The organism is Shewanella sp. UCD-KL21 (assembly GCF_001957135.1).
Lineage (GTDB): Bacteria > Pseudomonadota > Gammaproteobacteria > Enterobacterales > Shewanellaceae > Shewanella.
The window spans coordinates 112,182-129,949 of the sequence record NZ_MPHK01000012.1; the positions used below are offsets into that span (position 1 = coordinate 112,182).

Here is a 17,768-nt window from a genome sequence, read left to right on the forward strand (position 1 = left end):
GCCAAGTTAACGATGCGCAACACAGCGAAACAAAACCGTTGGTGTTAGTTTCAGGGCGATTTATAATAGCCCACTGGTGATATGACCATAAAAAACCGCCTAAAGGAACAAACATGTCTGAACTGACACTTGATAAGACCGATTTGCACATTTTAAAGTTACTGCAGGCATCGGGTAAGTTATCAAATCAAGACTTAGCTGAACAAGTGGGCTTGTCACCTTCGCCTTGCTCAAGGCGAGTCAAAGCATTAGAAGATGCTGGTTATATTAGCGGTTATGCCACCCTATTAAATGCAGATCACTTTAAGCTAGCATTAACCGTGTATATTCAAGTGCGATTAGAAAAACACAGTGCTGCCATTTTAGAGGCATTTGAAGCAGATATTGCCTTATATGATGAAGTGCAAGAATGCAGCTTAATTACTGGCAGTGAAGCTGATTACCACTTAAAGGTGTTGGTCACTGATATGCAACAATATAAGGTGTTTTTATTAGATAAGTTAACCACCAATCCTCATATTGCAGGTGTTAATTCTAGTTTTGTCTTAAAAAAAGTAAAAAGTAGCACTGCTATCCCCTTAGCCTAGCGCTAGGAAAAAACAAGTAGTAAACACTAAGCAATAAACACTAAGCAATAAACACAAACTAATAATAGACACAAAGCCTTCACTGTCTTTGAAAGGCTTTTATTCACTTCTGTTCAGCAGCCATAAACCGAACGTCATTGCACACTAAAGCATCATTGGCTGCGGCAGATCACTTTCTGGAAAATTAACTCGACTAATATTTAATTGCGCAGATACAGAAACTCGCTTGCTGCAAAACAACTTTATATCACCCCAAGAGACTTAAGCGCAACAAATGACCAAAAAAAACTCCATAAACCCACATTATAAACCACCCAAAAGCTTTAGCGCGCAATATGTTTTTATTGCTTATCAGATCCAAGACATTACTATGCGCGCTCTTAAATTATTAGCGTCTATAGAGTTAAACACATGAGCGTAAAATCATCTGGCCAATTTAGTTCTCGTATTGGTTTCATCATGGCCGCAGCAGGATCTGCTGTTGGTGTTGGTAACATCTGGGGATTCCCTACACAAGCTGCAACCCATGGCGGCGGTGCATTTTTACTTGTCTATGCCGTATTAATATTGCTGCTGGGCTTTCCTATGTTGATGGCAGAGTTAATGGTAGGCCGTCATGGACAGACTAATCCAGCTGATGCCATGGCGAAACTAGCGAATAAGCCCTTAACCAAACAGATAGCCAAAAGTATCGGGCTTATTTCCATTATCACTGCCACGCTTATCTGTACTTTCTACAGCATTTTATCAGGCTGGTTTGTCAGTTTTGCCCTAGCACCAGTGGCACAAATGGCGAATCAAGCTGAGCTGGCAGCTTGGTTAATGGATTTTTCTATCAGTAGAAACTTAGTCTTTACCCTATTGTTTATCACATTGGTGATATTGGTGATCCGCCAAGGGGTACAGCAAGGAATTGAGCGTTGGTCAAAACGATTGATGCCACTGTTACTCGTCATGTTAGTCGCTGGCGCTATCTATATTTTAACCCAGCCAGGGGCAATGCAAGGGTTGTCAGTATTATTTGTGCCTGATTTTTCAAGAGTATTAGACACAGATGTGTTAATGGGCGCATTAGGACAAACCTTTTTCTCACTGTCTGTGGGTACTGGCGCCATGATGGTATACGGTGCATACCTTAATAAACAAGAAAACATAGGTAAACTAACCGCATACGTTACCTTAATGGACACCAGCGTCGCATTGCTAGCCGCGTTAATGATTATTCCAGCCATGTATGTGGCTCAGCACAATGGCGTACATATTTTCGCAGATGATGGCAGTTTACTAAACTCAGACACCTTAGTGTTTAGTGTATTACCGGCGCTGTTTGATTCCTTAGGTGGGATCAGCCAATATCTATTAGCAATCGTGTTTTTTTCATTAATGACCATTGCCGGTTTAACCTCGGCGATGTCAATTGTTGAAGTACCCACCAGCTATTTAGTCGAAAAAACAGCCTTAACACGTAACAGTGCCAGCTTAGTAGTCGGCGCGTCTATCGCCTCTGTTGCTAGCATGATTGTGTTTAATTTTAATGAGTTATTTGGTTTAATCATTACCATAACGACAGAACGAGCACAGCCATTAATTGCCTTGGGTATTGCGATATATTTAGGCTGGGTTTGGCATAGGAATTCGTTACTAGCAGCAATTTCACAGCAACAAGGCGTTGATAAAAATAGCTTCTTTTGGCGTATGTGGCCTGTTTATGTGAAGTTTGTTTGCCCGTTATTGATATGCGTTATTATTGTGCAACTGTTTTTTAATTAACACTAATCGTTAATTAAAAAACAACTTAGGTAAAGATAACAAGAGAAGCGTTATCTATTAATAGCTCTTCTCTTGTTGTTAGCATTATTTATCAGCACGCTGACTAATCCACTTGGCTAAAGGCTGCGCTGTCATGCCATGGGCAATCAAGCTAATAAATACCGTACAAATTACCGTCATTGCCATAAAGTCGCCCCCGGGCAGGCCTCTATCAAGCATAATAATAACAAACACAATCGAGGCTAGGCCTCGTGGTCCAAACCAGCCGAGAAATAACCGCGATGGCACATTGCCACCTTGCTTACCCAACACCAAAAATATCGGTAACATGCGCACCAGAGTTAAACTCAACAATGCATACAGCAACATAGACCAAGTAAATTGCTCAAACGCATTGCCGATAACCAAAGCCCCGAACAGTAACCAGGTCAGTAGCGCCATTATTTCGCCAATGCCTTCGGTTGGTAATAACAATTTATGTTTATGCTCTTGGCATAAATAGCCAAATAACAAGCCGCCAGAAAATGCCGCAATATAACCACTGCCACCTAACTCTTGCGCAATAGCAAAGCTCGACAGCGCCAAACTTAACACAAGGTTTTGGCTCCAAATATCGGTAATCCAGCCTTTTTTATGACATGCCTTAATTAAACTGGCGCCAATAAACGACACGCTCAAACCAACTAGCAGCCCAATGCCTAACTCTTCAACCAAAAAGTGTACTGCTAATTCTGATACCTCACCCTCAGCAACGCTACCTGCTGCTAATGCCAGAAAAACAAATAAGATCGGTACACAAATACCATCATTCAAACCACTTTCAATGTTTAAACCTTCTCGTAAACGCCCCGGCACAATTGGGCTTGAAACCACCGCTTTACCTAGCGCAGCATCAGTTGCTGCTAACATGGTGGCTAACGCTGCGATTTCAAAGACACCAAGATTAGGAAATAATACCAAGCCGGCCAAAAAGCCTAATAAAATTGCCCCCGGCAAACCATAAAGTAACATTCTGGTTGGGATATTAATGTGCTTGCGCAGTACAGCTAAATTGGCGTTGGATGCATCACAAAATAACACTATGGCTAAGGTAATATCAGCAAACACCCGAATGCCAAGACCATCAAGATCACTACCCAGCCAATTTAAAGCAGATGGCCCCAGCACAAAACCCACCACCACAAACACCATAGGGCCAGAAATCATCGAGCGTTCAAATCGTCCTGCGACCAAGCTGTAACATAAAGTAAAAACTGCCAATATGGCTAACTCTGAATACATTTATCAACCTCCCTATGGTGACCTGATGCCAGATTATTTATTAAACAATCTATAAAGTTAACTTACAGGGATGAGCATTCATAGCAAAGCTTATTTTACTCATGGCTAATTCTTTGATTGAAGCGATAAAAGCAACATGCGCGCGGAGTTAAGTGGCGATCTTCTGTAAGCACATTTTTGTAACAACAAAATCATCGATAAATTTTGTAGCCCTATTAAGTGCTAATTTTAGTTGTTAGGCTTTTTCTACCACAAGATAGGCGTGGATCTCAGGGGATTGGTCAAATTCTACATGCCTGATAATACAACCAAGCTCAAAAAATAATTGTAAAAAACCATTGGTACCCAGTGATGAATAGTAAACTTCTGGCCCCATAAAATTATCAGTGTGCTCGTCTGCTTGTTCAGTAGCGCCAAATGAAAATATAAACACCCCGCCTACATTTAAGCTTTCTACAATTTTAGTAATCACGTTTCGTTGCTCTTTCAAGGGGACATGCCAAATACTGTCCCATGCCGTTATAAAATCGTATTTTTCAGGCAAGTCACATTGACAGATATCGCCTTGGATAAAATGAATCTCAGGTTGGCGTTTACGAGCTATATTGAGCATTTCAGTTGAAATATCTAGACCTGAAGGGCTAAAACCTTCAGTTGCAAGTAACGCTATCAATCGCCCAGTGCAGCCGCAGCCAATGTCCAAAGCATTGCCACGATGGTTAGCAAAGCTTATTGCCTTCTTGTGCTGCAAAATACCATTACTCATATCGAATTTTTCACTATCCCACAAATGAACAATGTGATTGTAGGCTTTGCCGATATCTACTGGTTTCATAAAGTGTCCTTTGTTAGGCAACGAACTGGTAATATAACCAGCCATGATTACAATTGGCAGCCATAAAAGGCAGCAGTGATGACAAAAGCTCCTTAATGGCAGAGTTTTGTTTAATATCACAGCCAATTTAACTGCTAATATTTACTAAGAATTTCATTTCCTGTTTCAAAAGTAATTGAGCTAAAGGCTTGTATCAGAACTTTTGCGCGAAAAACAGGTTTTCAAGGCAAAACTATGAATACACTTCCGTCTTTATCCCAACTGGGCTGGCGCCCTTTCTTTCAGCAACAACTCACTCTCGATGAGTTAACTGACTTCAACATTGGGCGGGTGATTGAACAGCATCGCAGCGGTGTTGTGGTGTTATCAGAGCATGGTCAATGCAGCCTAAATCAATCGTTTTCACAAGATGCTGAACGTTTATGTGTCGGTAACTGGGTTTTATTTAATACCGATAATCAACTACATAGGTTGCTAGACAGACAATCCTTATTTCAACGTAAAGCCCCTGGCAGTAAAGTCGAAACACAATTAATTTCAGCTAATGTTGATAGTGTGTTTATTGTATGTTCGTTGAATCAGGATTTTAATCTTAGCCGAATAGAGCGCTATTTATCTTTAGCTAAAGAAGCTCAGGTTGAGCCTGTTATCATTTTAACCAAAGCAGATCTTTGTCAAGATTTAGATGATAAGTTGGCCCAAGTACAAAAGCTTGATCCTTTCATGATGGTGCATGCCATTAATACATTAGACCAGCAGCAATTGTCAGTACTCGAAACATACTGTAAGCAGGGAAACACCATTGCCCTACTCGGTTCGTCGGGTGTAGGTAAATCAACGCTAGTTAATGGACTCATGGGCTTTGAAGCACAATTAACCCGTGATATACGTGAAGATGACAGTAAAGGCCGTCATACCACCACCTCCAGAGCATTAAAAATGTTGCCGCAAGGCGGCTTAATACTCGACACTCCAGGTATGCGCGAGTTACAACTTGGCGCTTGCGAGCAAGGTGTAAATGAAACCTTCAGTGAAATTACTGATTTAGCCCAGCAGTGTCGATTTGCAGATTGTAGTCATGACCAAGAACCAGGCTGTGCGGTTCGTTTAGCTATTGAATCAGGGGAAATAACTGCTCGGCGCTATGCTAGTTATCAAAAACTTATGCGTGAACAAGCGTTAAATGGTGCCACCTTAGCGGAAAAAAGGGCTAAAGATAAAGCCTTTGGTAAAATGATCAATTCAGTTCAATCTGAATCACGTCATCTTAAAAAAGGCACTTTTTAAACCATTAAAAGTAGCGAATACTGGCTTTAAATTGATCAAATATGATTTGAGCATTAGCCGATGGGTCATCATGAGTAAGCTTGTCTAGTTCATCCTTAGGCACATCAATCATATTAAAAGTGAATATAATTGGCTCATTCACCGAAATAAGGCATCGATTGCGAGTGATTTTTTCCGCCCAAGCCGCTTTAAACAAAAACTGAGAGGTATATTCGATTGAGTCACAGTGACTTATTTTAAACTCTTTAGCTATGCTGAGGATCTTGTATTGCTTTAAGCCTTTTTTATATAAGGCTTCAAACCCTTTGACTAACCCATGCAGGCTTTCACCTTTTTGATAAGTAAAAGGTTCGGCATACACACTGATGGAAGGCCCCATAGTGCGGTTATATTGAGCATTGATTTGCGACATCACAACAATCGGCTCTTCACCATTAATAAGATTTTTAGTAAAGCGGCTTTGTGAAAGCGCTTGTGAAGATGACGATGCAGTAAACGGCTTTAATGACATAAAGTGCCAACCGGCAGGTTTAGTAAAAGACACCCCCAGAGAATGGTTAGTGTACTCGCCTTTATCGTTAACCGTAGTATGATTAACCGCCCCAACAGCCTTGTTATCAGCGCTTTCAGTGGGGGTAATTGAGCCTTCAGACGGTTTAAATGAGCCATCAGCGGGATTACTTGCGCCATCAGCCGGATGATATAAGTGCCCATATAGCTCAATAAAACTTGGCTTATCTTTTGCCATTATTACCTGCCTTTGCTTAATCTAACAGTGCTGAAACGTCCATAGCGGAAAATCAGACGAAGCTTTTACCACAACGCTTCATTACCAAGTTTAGAGCCAGTTGCTAGATTAGCCATAATTTAATCGTTCAACTTTGGGTTTGTTGTGAAATATTAAACAGTAGACTGTAAACGCCGCTACTTACTCATGCAGTATTCAATTAAACCCGCTTACCTAGGCAGCTAACTGATGTTATGACCATTTAATGTTACATAAAATTGTCATTTGTACTGCATCTGGTAATTTAGAACTCCTAAACAATAAACCTAATACCCAAAAAGGCCGTATCAACACGACTCTTCAGCTTATTAAAGGACTAAATTTAGTGAATATAATCAATAAAAGCATTGGCATATTGTTAATTGCCCCTTTTGCGTCATTCATGGTGTTTGCCCAAAACTCTGACTCAAGCTTGCAATTAGAAGATGTTTTCAATCTGCAATATGCATCAGGCCTTACCATCAACAAGGATGGCGATGAGGTGTTTTTTGTTCGTAATTATATGGACATTCAAACCGACAAAAAACTGGGTAATATTTGGAAGGTCGATAAAAATAAAACACTCACTCCAGTGACCAGTGGACTGCATGTCGATTACTCGCCAACACTGTCACCAGATAATACCAAGTTAGCCTATATTTCTACTGCCAGTGGCGCACCACAAATCCATATGAAATGGCTAGAAACAGGAGACGCTGCCAAAATCAGTCACTTTGCGCATTCGCCAGCTAACTTATCTTGGTCACCAAATGGTAAGCAACTAGCTTTTACCCGCTTTGTGGAAACTAAACCTAAATCCGTGGTGTCTTTACCCGGCAAACCCCAAGGCGCAAAGTGGGCCAAACCAGCTGTGTATATCGATGACATGTATTACCGCTTTGATGGCGCAGGCTTTAGTAAGCCCGGAAATAGCCACATATTTGTGATGTCAGCAGATGGCGGCGCCGCAAGGCAGTTAACCTCAGGTGATTATGATCATAATGGCCAAATAAGTTGGAGTCAGGACGGTAAGCAACTGTTTTACTCAAGTAATAAGCGCGCAGAAAGTGACTTAGAATGGACTGACAATAATCTGTACCGTTTAGATCTCAATACCAAGCAAGTGACTCAGCTAACTGATAGAGTCGGCCCAGATATCAGCCCAATGGTATCGCCAAATGGTAAATATATTGCTTATTTAGGCGCAGATCAAAACCATAAAAATTACGAAAATACTGAGCTGTACATCATGAATATTGATGGTTCAGGTAAACGTTCATTAACCGCCAATTTAGACCGTTCGATTAACAGCATAAAATGGGCTGATAACAGTAAAGCAGTTTACTTTAATTACCATGACCGTGGCGAAACCTATGTGGCCTATCAGCCCCTTAACGGCAATCGCAAGGTGGTTGCTGAAAATCTTGGTGGATTAGCATTTGGCCGCCCATATACCGGTAGCCAATTTGATGTAGCTGCAGATGGCACCATTGCATTCACCTATTCAAATCCACAACGCCCTGCTGATGTCGCCATTACTAAAAAAGGCAAAACTAAGCAGTTAACCAGCCTTAGCGATAGCGCTCTTAATTACAAAACCTTGGCTACCATTAAAGAGCTCAATGTTAAATCTTCATTTGACCAGCGCGATATTCAAGCATGGGTTGCTTACCCACCGGGTTATGAAGCAGGGAAAAAAGCCGGTAAAACATTCCCATTAATCTTAGAAATCCACGGTGGTCCTGTCACCAATTACGGCCCGCACTTTTCAGCTGAAATACAACTTATGGCGGCGAGCGGTTACGTGGTGGTATACGCTAATCCCCGTGGTAGTGACAGTTACGGTAAAGAGTTTGCTCAAACAATCCATAATAACTACCCAAGCCAAGATTATGATGACTTAATGTCGGTGGTTGATGGCGTTATCGCACAAGATGCGATTAATGAAGATGCGTTATTTGTAACGGGCGGCTCTGATGGCGGCGTACTCACAGCCTGGATTGTGGGGCACACTGACAGATTTAAAGCTGCAGTGGTCGCAAAACCAGTGATAAATTGGTATAGCTTTGTACTGACAACTGACATCTACCCTTTTGTGATTAAAAACTGGTTTGAGAAAATGCCGTGGGAAGACAGCGCCCATTACATGAAGTTATCACCCATCAGTTATGTGGGTAATGTCAGCACCCCAACAATGCTATTAACCGGTGAAGCAGATCAACGTACACCTATTGCTGAAACTGAGCAATTTTATCAAGCGCTTAAATTACGTAATATTGATACTGCTATGGTGCGAATTCCTGATGTGCCCCATGGCATTTATAAAAGACCCAGTAATTTGATGTCGAAAGTGGCCCATATATTGTGGTGGTTTGAAAAGTATCAAACTGAAAAGTAAATTAATAAAGCAACCAAAATGTAGATAATCACTGCAACACGATAAAGCCAGCATATTTTACAGCTCAATATGCTGGCTTTTTATTTATATACCAGAGCGATAACCTTCCATAAACGCATTCCTTAGCCTAGTTCACCTTATCTAAATGATTTCTGTTGATCGAATAAACCACTTCAGCCGTATCTTCAGTGCAACTTTCTATAGTTTGGCTATATTTGAGCAGTAATAAACTATGCCAATTCTCATATGATAAGGAATACAGATGACATATCCACGTACATTTAGTCATATCGGGATCTCAGTCCCCGATCTCGACGCCGCAGTAAAATTTTATACCGAAACATTAGGTTGGTACCTGATTATGGCGCCCACTGAAATTAAAGAGGATAACTCCGCAATTGGTGAAATGTGTACCGATGTATTTGGTCGCGGTTGGGAGCACTTTCGCATTGCTCACCTATCAACAGGCGACAGAGTTGGAGTGGAAATTTTTGAGTTTAAAAATCAGCAAAATCCACAAGATAACTTTGAGTATTGGAAAACCGGTGTGTTCCATTTCTGTGTTCAAGATCCTGATGTTGAAGGGCTTGCACAAAAAATTGTTGCAGCAGGTGGTAAAAAGCGTATGGCAAAACCACGTTTTTATTACCCGGGTGAAAAGCCATATCGGATGATATACATGGAAGATCCGTTCGGCAATATCCTTGAAATATACTCACATAGCTATGAGCTAACCTACTCAGATGGCGCTTATAAATAACGACGTTCCATCGGTATTAGGACGTATTATCGCCTACAATCATCAACCAATTTTGATAATACAAAAATGCCCCATTTGCATAGCTGTAATAAGGAACTTTTAATAAAGAACTTTAATAAGAAACCTTTAATAAGAAACCTTTAATAAAAGTAGCCATAATGGGGCATGCTTGATGCCATCGACCAACAGATAAAATTGGCATACGCTAAAGCTACAATTTAAAGGCTTGTATATCATTCAAAAATGGACCATTTTTGCCAGTAGTACCGCCAATCACATAAGTTGTATTGCCTAATGTGGTTGCTGCATTATGTCTACTGGCTTGATAACCAATATCAATCTTCTGCCATTGCTCACTGACAAAATCGTATGCGTAAGTTAACGTTAAATTGTCATAACTGCCAAATACAAACATTTTTTGGTTAACCACTGACATTGAGTGAGCACTCATGGCTTCAGGTAAATCGGGTAATGTCTGCCAGTGTTTTAATTGCGGATCATACTTTTCAAAAGTAGTTAATGAGGTTTTATTATCATAGCCACCCACCACATAGATATAACCATTATGAACCACTGCTCTGGTTTCTTTTGCCGTTGGCATATTGGTCGCTCTAACCCAGCGTTGTGTCTCAACATTTAGCACCGCAACTAGGCCAGTCGGTGTTAATTGACCATTTTTAGGGTATGAACCACCAAAAACATAAATATTTCCATTATATAACACTGCACTATTACGTCTTGTAGGCGCTGGTAGTGGTTCGGCAAAGCTAACTTGATGAGTCACGGTATTAAACACTTCTACTCGGTGTTCATATCTAGATTTTTGGTTCTCAATACTGATACCACCAATAATATAAATAGAGTCTTTGCCATCCCAAACCGCAGAAAAATACCTTCTTGGAATGAGTTTATTTGCTAAAACCTGCTTTTTACCTGATAGAGGTTCAATGATTTCAATTTCGGAAAGAAAACCTGTACCGTCATCCCCCGCCAATACATAGATGTTTTGACCATCATTTACGGCAGCATGACCAAATCGAGCACTAGATAAAGTGACGGGTTCAGCTTGAAAAAATGCTTTAGTACTACAACCGCTTAGCATGCTCAAAACAAGCACAATTAGGAGTGAAAAATTAATTTGCAGATGTTTCATGTATTTAGTCCATTAAATTATGAAGTCCGCAGACTATTAGATCGGCTATAGTCAGTCAATAATTTTCATACATCTCATAAAACCACAATATAGATTCACAGCTCGTTATGCCTCACGGTGAAACATAAAAAGATACGCTAAATCCGCGCAAAAAAACCAAATATTGGCTGGAAGTAGAAAACAGGGTTAATTAATAACTTGCCAGTCTTTGACTTTAGGGGACATAAAGCCGGATTGATAAAATGCGCTATTAATAGTGCCATCTGCACGCAACTGTTTTAGACCTTTTTGCAAAGCCTGATATATCTTTTCAGCATCAGCGGCTTTTTTAGAGATCACAAAATGACGTGAATTATCCATGTTTATTTTAATGTTAGGCACTGGTATTAGTGTTATTCCCTCAATTTCGATAGCAAAATTTTCTTCTGAAGAAAACTCACTCAAAACAAAGTCAGCACGACCTTTACTTACCATCTTAAACATCAAATTTTGCGTAGCTACGCTATAAGCGGTAATACCAATTTGTTGTAATACCGCCCAATCTTCATACCAATTTTCTGAAGATGCACAAACAAATTCTTTTAGCTCAGCAGATGTTTTAACCTGCATTATCTCTGTGTTATTGGCTAATGCATAGATCCCAAGCTCAACAGTACCGGCGTCGAAAATGGGATTACTGACAAAAAATAACGCTTCATTTATTTCATTGCGCCATACGGTTTCTGCAGGCATGAGCACATTGCCACTTTTTGCTTCGACTAAAGCACGGCTGTAATTGGGTACTTGTTGCAGTTGGATTTCAGGGCTGATACCACCAAGTTGTAAGGCTTTGCATAGTAATGCCAATTCAACTTCACCCCTGTGGGTATTCATTTGAGAAAAGTCGCTAATGTCAGAACAATTAATATTTCTATCCCACTTAAAATACAAATCATAAATGATCTTATTCGCAGCTACAGGGATTTCTTGAGCAAAAATTTGCCCGCTATTAAAGCTAATTAGCAAGCAGATAACCCAAATATAAACTAGTCGCATACATTGACCTCAATCCATTGATTTATGCGTGTTTGCTTTTTCTTACTCAGTTATTTAATAGTAAGTTCGCTTAATGGCAGTCATTTAATACTTAAGCACAAAAAATAAAAGCAAATCATACGTTAATACAATGTAGTTCATAAGCCGGGATAGGTACAAACCCGTGGCGATATAAACTGCAATAATCAAATATAGTGCTTATTCATTATTACAATTTTACTACCTTGAGGTTAATGTGAACTAAGGCTCTACGCCCTTTTATAAGGCGTAAACCTCAGCTACAAATGATATCTCGCATGCCAGAGTGACTCACCAAGGATGCTAGCCACTTGAAGAAATTAATCTGTTCGTTATTTTTAATACCCTACATATTTCCCCTATGGTCTAAAGAATTATCAGTTGCTGGTATATTCACTGACCAGCTGATCCTGCAACGCGATCAAGTTAATCGCATTTGGGGACAAGGCATAGCTAATCAAAAAGTGATTATTAGCTTTAATGGTATTCAAACAGTGGAGAGAATTGACAAAAATGGTCAATGGCAAACCAGCTTAGCTGCAATGCCAGCAGGAGGACCTTATCAATTAGTAATCGAATCGAATAACAAGACTATCTCATTATCGGATGTATTAATTGGTGATGTTTGGCTTGCGTCAGGTCAATCTAATATGGAGTGGAAACTTAACTGGAAAGTAGATAATTGGCAGGCTGAAATTAAAGATAGCCACTACCCTAACATTCGATTTGTACAGCTAGAAACAGCGGTAAAAATTAGCCCTCAAAATAAGATCATCACTAAGGGCTGGCAAGTGGCTAACCCAAGCACAGTTGGCAACTTTTCTGCGGTAGCCTGGTTTTTTGCTAAACGGAATCATCTCGATAAAGGTGTCCCTGTGGGGATCATTGAAAGTAATGTCGGCGGCTCGCCGGCTGAAGCCTGGACGCCGACACAAGCTTTACTGGCATTAAAGGGTTATCGAAACGATGCGTTAGAGATTATTAATAATCTCGAGGCAAGAGAATTACGGCTCCAGATCCATAAAAAGAACAAAACGAAAAAGCGCCAACTTATAAACAGTAATGATGCTATTAACAGCTTGGCTGTTCATAAACTTGAATTTGATGATTCGCTTTGGCAGCAAGTGACTATCCCATTGACCACACCACTGACTGACATAGTGTGGTTAAGAAAAACAATAACGCTTGCCACAGCTCCTATTCAAGCACAATTATCCTTTGGTGAGTTAAATCAACTGGCCAAAGTGTTTGTTAATGGCCAACTTGTTGAAAATAAAGGCTGGGATGATAAAAATAAAATAATCACTTTGCCAAAAAACCTATTACAACAAGGTAAAAATACTATTGCTATAAGAGTGTTAAACAGCTGGAACAACAAGGTCAATGTAGGCAGAGCCGGTAAAGTTTGGTTATCAGTCAATGACAAAAAAATAAATCTACAGGGGCAATGGCGTATGTCAAATACCCTTGAAGCTAAAATACCCAAGGTTGAGCCAATCACGCATTGGCCTTCAGTCCTTTATAACGCAATGATCCATCCGCTCACTCGGTTTACGATTAAGGGCGTTATTTGGTATCAAGGGGAAAGCAATGTAAGTCACGCTAAAGAGTACAAGCAGCTGTTTACCGCCATGATCCAAAGCTGGCGTAAACAGTGGGCTATTGGTGATTTTCCATTTATTTATGTGCAACTGGCTAGTTGGTTACCACAAAAAAACGACCAACTGAAAGTAACTTAGCCTTATTACGCGAAGCGCAAACTCAAGCATTAACCATGCCTAATACCGCCATGGCAGTGACCATTGACATTGGTGACTCTAAAGATATTCACCCTCGTAATAAGCAAGAAGTAGCACGTCGACTATGGTTAGCGGCTCAAAAACCTGGCTATAACAATATCATTAGTTTTTCAGGCCCAAAACTTGCCTCTGTGACAATGAAAAATAACTCAAAAATAGTAGTGAAATTCGATACCCTTGACAGGTTATATATCAAAGGTCCGCTGCTGTTAGGTTTTGAAATAGCCGGAGCCGATAAGGTGTATTACCAAGCAGAGGCCCATATCGTTTCATTAAACCAAGTATTACTCTCTTCAATTAATGTCCCAGAGCCCATTTCAATTTGCTATGCATGGGCCAATAATTCTCCTGCGAACTTATTTGATTCAAAAGATTTGCCCGCTATTCCCTTTCGTTATGGCGAAATAGCGCGTAAATAACCTATTAACGTTCTGAATTGCTTAATAATCCTACACCACACATCACTGTTACCCCCCCTTAAAAACAAGCTTCAACAACATAAACAAAAATCGCCATGGCCGAACATACACTTTGGTATAACAAGGTTTAAATTTTGGTAATAAAGGTTGCGAGTATTGGTAACATGTTATATAAATGTATCAACCGATTAAAAGAACAGCAATTGGTCATACAAAAATTTATGATTTCTTGGGGGGAAATATGAAGCTTAATAAAATTAGCGCGATGTTTACTGGGGCTAGAAGCAAAGCGAATAATATCACAATTTTTGGCGCAACCTTAACGGCGATGCTATCAATGCCAGCTTTAGCAGCTGAGCCTGAAGCACAAACAAATGCCGATGCCGTTGATTCAAATGAAATTGAAGTTATAGCGGTTCGCGGCATCTTTGGCAGCTTAAAGCAGGCAAATTTGCTTAAACGAACTGATGATCGAATTGTTGATGCGATTGTGGCAGAAGATATTGGTAAATTGCCTGATAACAACATCGCAGAAGCGCTACAACGTATTACCGGTGTGTCAATTGCTTCAGATTTTGGTGTGGGTGAGTCAGTCACCATTCGTGGTGTATCTGAAAACCTTATTTTGTTAAACGGTCGCTCTACTGCAGGTCCTGGTCGTGGTGGTATTAATTTATCTGACTTCCCTTCAAGCTTCTTAAAAACAGTTGAAGTAATTAAATCACCAACACCTGAGATGATTGAAGGTGCGTTAGGTGGCACGGTTAATATGCAAACAGTGCGTCCGTTAGAACTTAGCGAACCATTGGTTGCCATCACTCTGGATGGTGAATATGCTGATAAAACTGAAAATGTCGCACCTAACTTTACATTAGGCCTGGGTGATAACTGGGACTTAGGCAGCGCGGGGACATTTGGTGCTTCTGCTAACCTGTCTTATTTAGATCGTGAATTACGCCGTGATGAGTATTTCAATAAAGTAGATTTACTAGACAATATTGATATCAATGGTGACGGTATAGTCGATGACTCTGGCGGACCAAATGGTAAATACCTTCGTAGAACCCAGACAACTGCCGAACAAAAAACAGAAGAACGTGAACGTACAGCTTACGGTATTTCACTGCAATGGGAACCTGAAAGCGCTAATGCCAATATTTACCTTGATTTGAACGGCACGAAACTTGACGGCGGTCAGTCAGCTTACTCTATTCTTGATGTCGGCGGTAACGTAGTAGCAAGAGATGACACATACTATGATGGCAATGGCCAAATACACAATTACGACCTAGATGGTGTGCTAGTTATTCCTAAAACATGGAGTGACTTTACTACATCAGATACTACTTCCCATGCCATTGGTGGTGAATGGTTTATCACTGATAACATCGAATTATCTGGTGAATATTCACTATCAAAATCAGAAGAAAAACAAACAGCAAACGAGTTTAATTTACGTCCAATTGAACGTACAGACCCAACCCTTGACCTTGTAACTCATACCAGCACCAGTAGTTCATTTAGTGGTAGTGGTATACCAGGTTACACCTATGCTGATGATGGCATGTTGACCAACCCTGATAACTTAGTTTTCCGTGAGTTTTTCCATAAAACCTTAGAAACTGAAAATGAAGAACAAGCACTTCGTTTTGATATTAAAATCAATGATATCGGTTTAGATTTTGTATCAGCTGTTAAAGCCGGTGTTCGTTTTACCGACCGAGATTACAAAGCAAACCGTTTTGATCTTAAGCCAAATGGAACCACCCTTAAAGATTCATATAAAAAAGCCACCAATGCTGATGGCTTATACAGCCCAATTTGGATTGATAACCCATTGCTTAGCGATAGTATGAATATTGTTAACATGAGTAACTCATTCGACCAAACAGGTATTGCCGGTCAAAATGACATGCTGACATATAACGTATATGACGCTGATCAATTGCAAAATACCGAAGCAACTTATGCATTAGTGCAACAGATGCTACAAGATACTTCTTATGCAATGAATGGGACTTTAGCCGATAACATGGTTGAAGATTCAAGTGCATATAAAGAAATCAATGAAAAGACTAGCGCTATATATGCTCAGTTCCATTTAGACTTTGATGATCTTACCGCGGTAATCGGTGGTCGTTATATTCAAACAGACTTAGAATCAAGTGTGGTTGATTCAGTTGATGCCAACGGCAATAAAGTCCTTGATACGGGTAAAAATGATTACTCAGATTTCTTACCAAGTTTAAACGTCACTTATACCCTAACGGAAGAAACATTATTACGTTTCGCAGCAGCTAAAGTGATGCGCCGTGCAGACTTTGATGAATTAAGCCCTTCACTAACGATTGATAACTCATTAGTCACTGGTACTCAAGGTTCATACGAGTTAGAACCTTACCGTGTAACCCAATACGATCTTTCAGTAGAGCATTACTTTGGTGACGGCGGTATTGTCTCTGCAGCGCTATTTTACAAAGATGTGAACTCATTCACTCAAACTGACAGTAGCTGTTTAGCTGATGCTAATACGGTTTCAGGTCAAAATACCACCGAGTGGGGTAACATTTGTTTACTTGATACTGCAGGTCAAAGCCAAGGCGATGTCAATTTTGCATCAAATGACCAAGGTTTAGCTTATGTGGATGCTGAAAAAGCTGCCGGCCGTACCGGTATTGTGGTTGACACTGACGTCAATGGCGGTAGTGGTAGTGTGCAAGGCTTAGAGTTAGGTTACCAGCAACAGTTTACCTTCTTACCCGGCTTATGGTCAGGATTCGGGGTAAACGCCAACTATACCTATGCTGATAGTGAACAGCCTGATGGTAACCCATTATTGAACATTTCAGAAAACACCGCTAATGGTCAAATTTACTGGGAAAACGAAGGCTTACAATTCCGTTTAGCCTACAACTGGCGTGACCGCTACTTGTACTCTCAAGCAGAAAAACGCGTACAAACAGTGGGTGCATTAGGTTATAACGTCTTTAACCAGAATGATCCAAGCTCTGATAACTTTGATGCGACTGTGGGTAATAACTACCGTGAAGCACGTGGTCAACTTGATTTCTCAGCCAGCTGGGATATCAATGATAACTTCACCATTGTAGGCAATGTGGTAAACCTCACAGGCGAACCAATTGAATACACGACTGAACTGGATTCGGTTTGGAAATACAGTGAAGCAGATCGTCGTTACACTGTCGGTGTTCGCGCTAAGTTCTAATGGGTTAATAACAAAAAATAGAGCCTATCAATTGATAGGCTCTTTTCTCATTAGCGCGCTCACCGAGAGCTATTTCAAGGTCAAGGTTAATAGCTGAAGACAAATGAGCAATAGACTTTTGTTTAAACATTGGCTTATTTTCGGGTGTTTTAGCTCAAAATCACATCCAACGCCTTTGTTAGTCACACTTTTGCCATGTACTAAATAACGAACAGTTGACAAAGAAGTCGAGGCTACTTACCATATTGTAATACAAATTGGTAAGCGAGCATTAAGCAGTTAAAACCATTGTAAACGACATTTCATGTCCAGAAATACTAAATAATTAATAGATAAAGAGTTAATTCTTTAATAGAGCCAATAAGACATGTACCAGTTAATGGAACTTTCTTTCTTATTAGGAGCCAACAGTTGAAGTTTACTTGTTAACTTAG

Annotated in this window: 13 protein-coding genes; 8 read left to right on the forward strand and 5 right to left on the reverse strand. The window is 40.2% G+C overall.

Annotated elements, in window-relative coordinates; genetic code table 11:
• Window positions 1–113 precede the first annotated feature (113 nt).
• Together BM739_RS12365 and BM739_RS12370 are read left to right on the forward strand one after the other, a co-directional pair.
• Window positions 114–587: an Lrp/AsnC family transcriptional regulator gene (locus BM739_RS12365; RefSeq protein ID WP_076541042.1), complete on the forward strand. Its 474-nt coding sequence runs from the start codon at window positions 114–116 to the stop codon at window positions 585–587.
• Between the two features lie 411 nt (window positions 588–998).
• Window positions 999–2,357 (forward strand): sodium-dependent transporter, encoded by a 1,359-nt coding sequence (locus tag BM739_RS12370; RefSeq protein ID WP_076541044.1) that lies wholly within the window; start codon window positions 999–1,001, stop codon window positions 2,355–2,357.
• A gap of 84 nt (window positions 2,358–2,441) precedes the next feature.
• Here the strand turns inward: BM739_RS12370 and BM739_RS12375 are convergent, their stop codons facing one another.
• Together BM739_RS12375 and BM739_RS12380 are read right to left on the reverse strand one after the other, a co-directional pair.
• A complete protein-coding gene (locus tag BM739_RS12375) occupies window positions 2,442–3,638 on the reverse strand; it encodes a cation:proton antiporter (RefSeq protein ID WP_076541046.1) in 1,197 nt (398 codons plus the stop codon).
• Window positions 3,639–3,873: 235 nt separating this feature from the next.
• Window positions 3,874–4,473, reverse strand: coding sequence for a trans-aconitate 2-methyltransferase (locus BM739_RS12380; RefSeq protein WP_076541048.1), 600 nt, complete (start codon window positions 4,471–4,473; stop codon window positions 3,874–3,876).
• A 234-nt stretch (window positions 4,474–4,707) separates the two neighbouring features.
• Here BM739_RS12380 and rsgA point away from each other — a divergent pair, with 234 nt between their 5' ends.
• Window positions 4,708–5,760: a ribosome small subunit-dependent GTPase A gene (gene rsgA, locus BM739_RS12385; protein WP_076541050.1), complete on the forward strand. Its 1,053-nt coding sequence runs from the start codon at window positions 4,708–4,710 to the stop codon at window positions 5,758–5,760.
• 4 nt (window positions 5,761–5,764) lie between these two features.
• Here the strand turns inward: rsgA and BM739_RS12390 are convergent, their stop codons facing one another.
• Window positions 5,765–6,508: a hypothetical protein gene (locus BM739_RS12390; RefSeq protein ID WP_076541052.1), complete on the reverse strand. Its 744-nt coding sequence runs from the start codon at window positions 6,506–6,508 to the stop codon at window positions 5,765–5,767.
• Between the two features lie 364 nt (window positions 6,509–6,872).
• On the opposite strand from BM739_RS12390, the gene BM739_RS12395 reads away from it, so the two are divergent.
• Both BM739_RS12395 and BM739_RS12400 read left to right on the forward strand, forming a co-directional pair.
• Window positions 6,873–8,924 (forward strand): S9 family peptidase, encoded by a 2,052-nt coding sequence (locus BM739_RS12395; protein ID WP_076541071.1) that lies wholly within the window; start codon window positions 6,873–6,875, stop codon window positions 8,922–8,924.
• Window positions 8,925–9,186: 262 nt separating this feature from the next.
• A complete protein-coding gene (locus tag BM739_RS12400; protein WP_217697843.1) occupies window positions 9,187–9,684 on the forward strand; it encodes a lactoylglutathione lyase family protein in 498 nt (165 codons plus the stop codon).
• Window positions 9,685–9,895: 211 nt separating this feature from the next.
• Here BM739_RS12400 and BM739_RS12405 read toward each other — a convergent pair whose 3' ends face one another.
• Window positions 9,896–10,786: a kelch repeat-containing protein gene (locus BM739_RS12405; RefSeq protein WP_254843541.1), complete on the reverse strand. Its 891-nt coding sequence runs from the start codon at window positions 10,784–10,786 to the stop codon at window positions 9,896–9,898.
• Between the two features lie 237 nt (window positions 10,787–11,023).
• Window positions 11,024–11,872, reverse strand: a complete 849-nt coding sequence (locus tag BM739_RS12410) for an ABC transporter substrate-binding protein (protein ID WP_076541058.1) — start codon at window positions 11,870–11,872, stop codon at window positions 11,024–11,026.
• Between the two features lie 329 nt (window positions 11,873–12,201).
• On the opposite strand from BM739_RS12410, the gene BM739_RS12415 reads away from it, so the two are divergent.
• From BM739_RS12415 to BM739_RS12420, 3 genes are all read left to right on the forward strand, one after another.
• Window positions 12,202–13,629 carry a sialate O-acetylesterase gene (locus BM739_RS12415; RefSeq protein ID WP_083698146.1) on the forward strand — a complete coding sequence of 476 codons (1,428 nt, stop codon included), beginning with the start codon at window positions 12,202–12,204 and terminating at the stop codon, window positions 13,627–13,629.
• Window positions 13,590–14,108: a hypothetical protein gene (locus BM739_RS20010; RefSeq protein WP_083698147.1), complete on the forward strand. Its 519-nt coding sequence runs from the start codon at window positions 13,590–13,592 to the stop codon at window positions 14,106–14,108. The genes BM739_RS12415 and BM739_RS20010 overlap by 40 nt, the downstream gene beginning before the upstream one ends.
• A 241-nt stretch (window positions 14,109–14,349) precedes the next feature.
• The gene (locus BM739_RS12420; protein WP_076541073.1) at window positions 14,350–17,334 is read left to right on the forward strand and encodes a TonB-dependent receptor; all 2,985 of its coding nucleotides are present in this window, start codon (window positions 14,350–14,352) and stop codon (window positions 17,332–17,334) included.
• Window positions 17,335–17,768 lie beyond the last annotated feature (434 nt).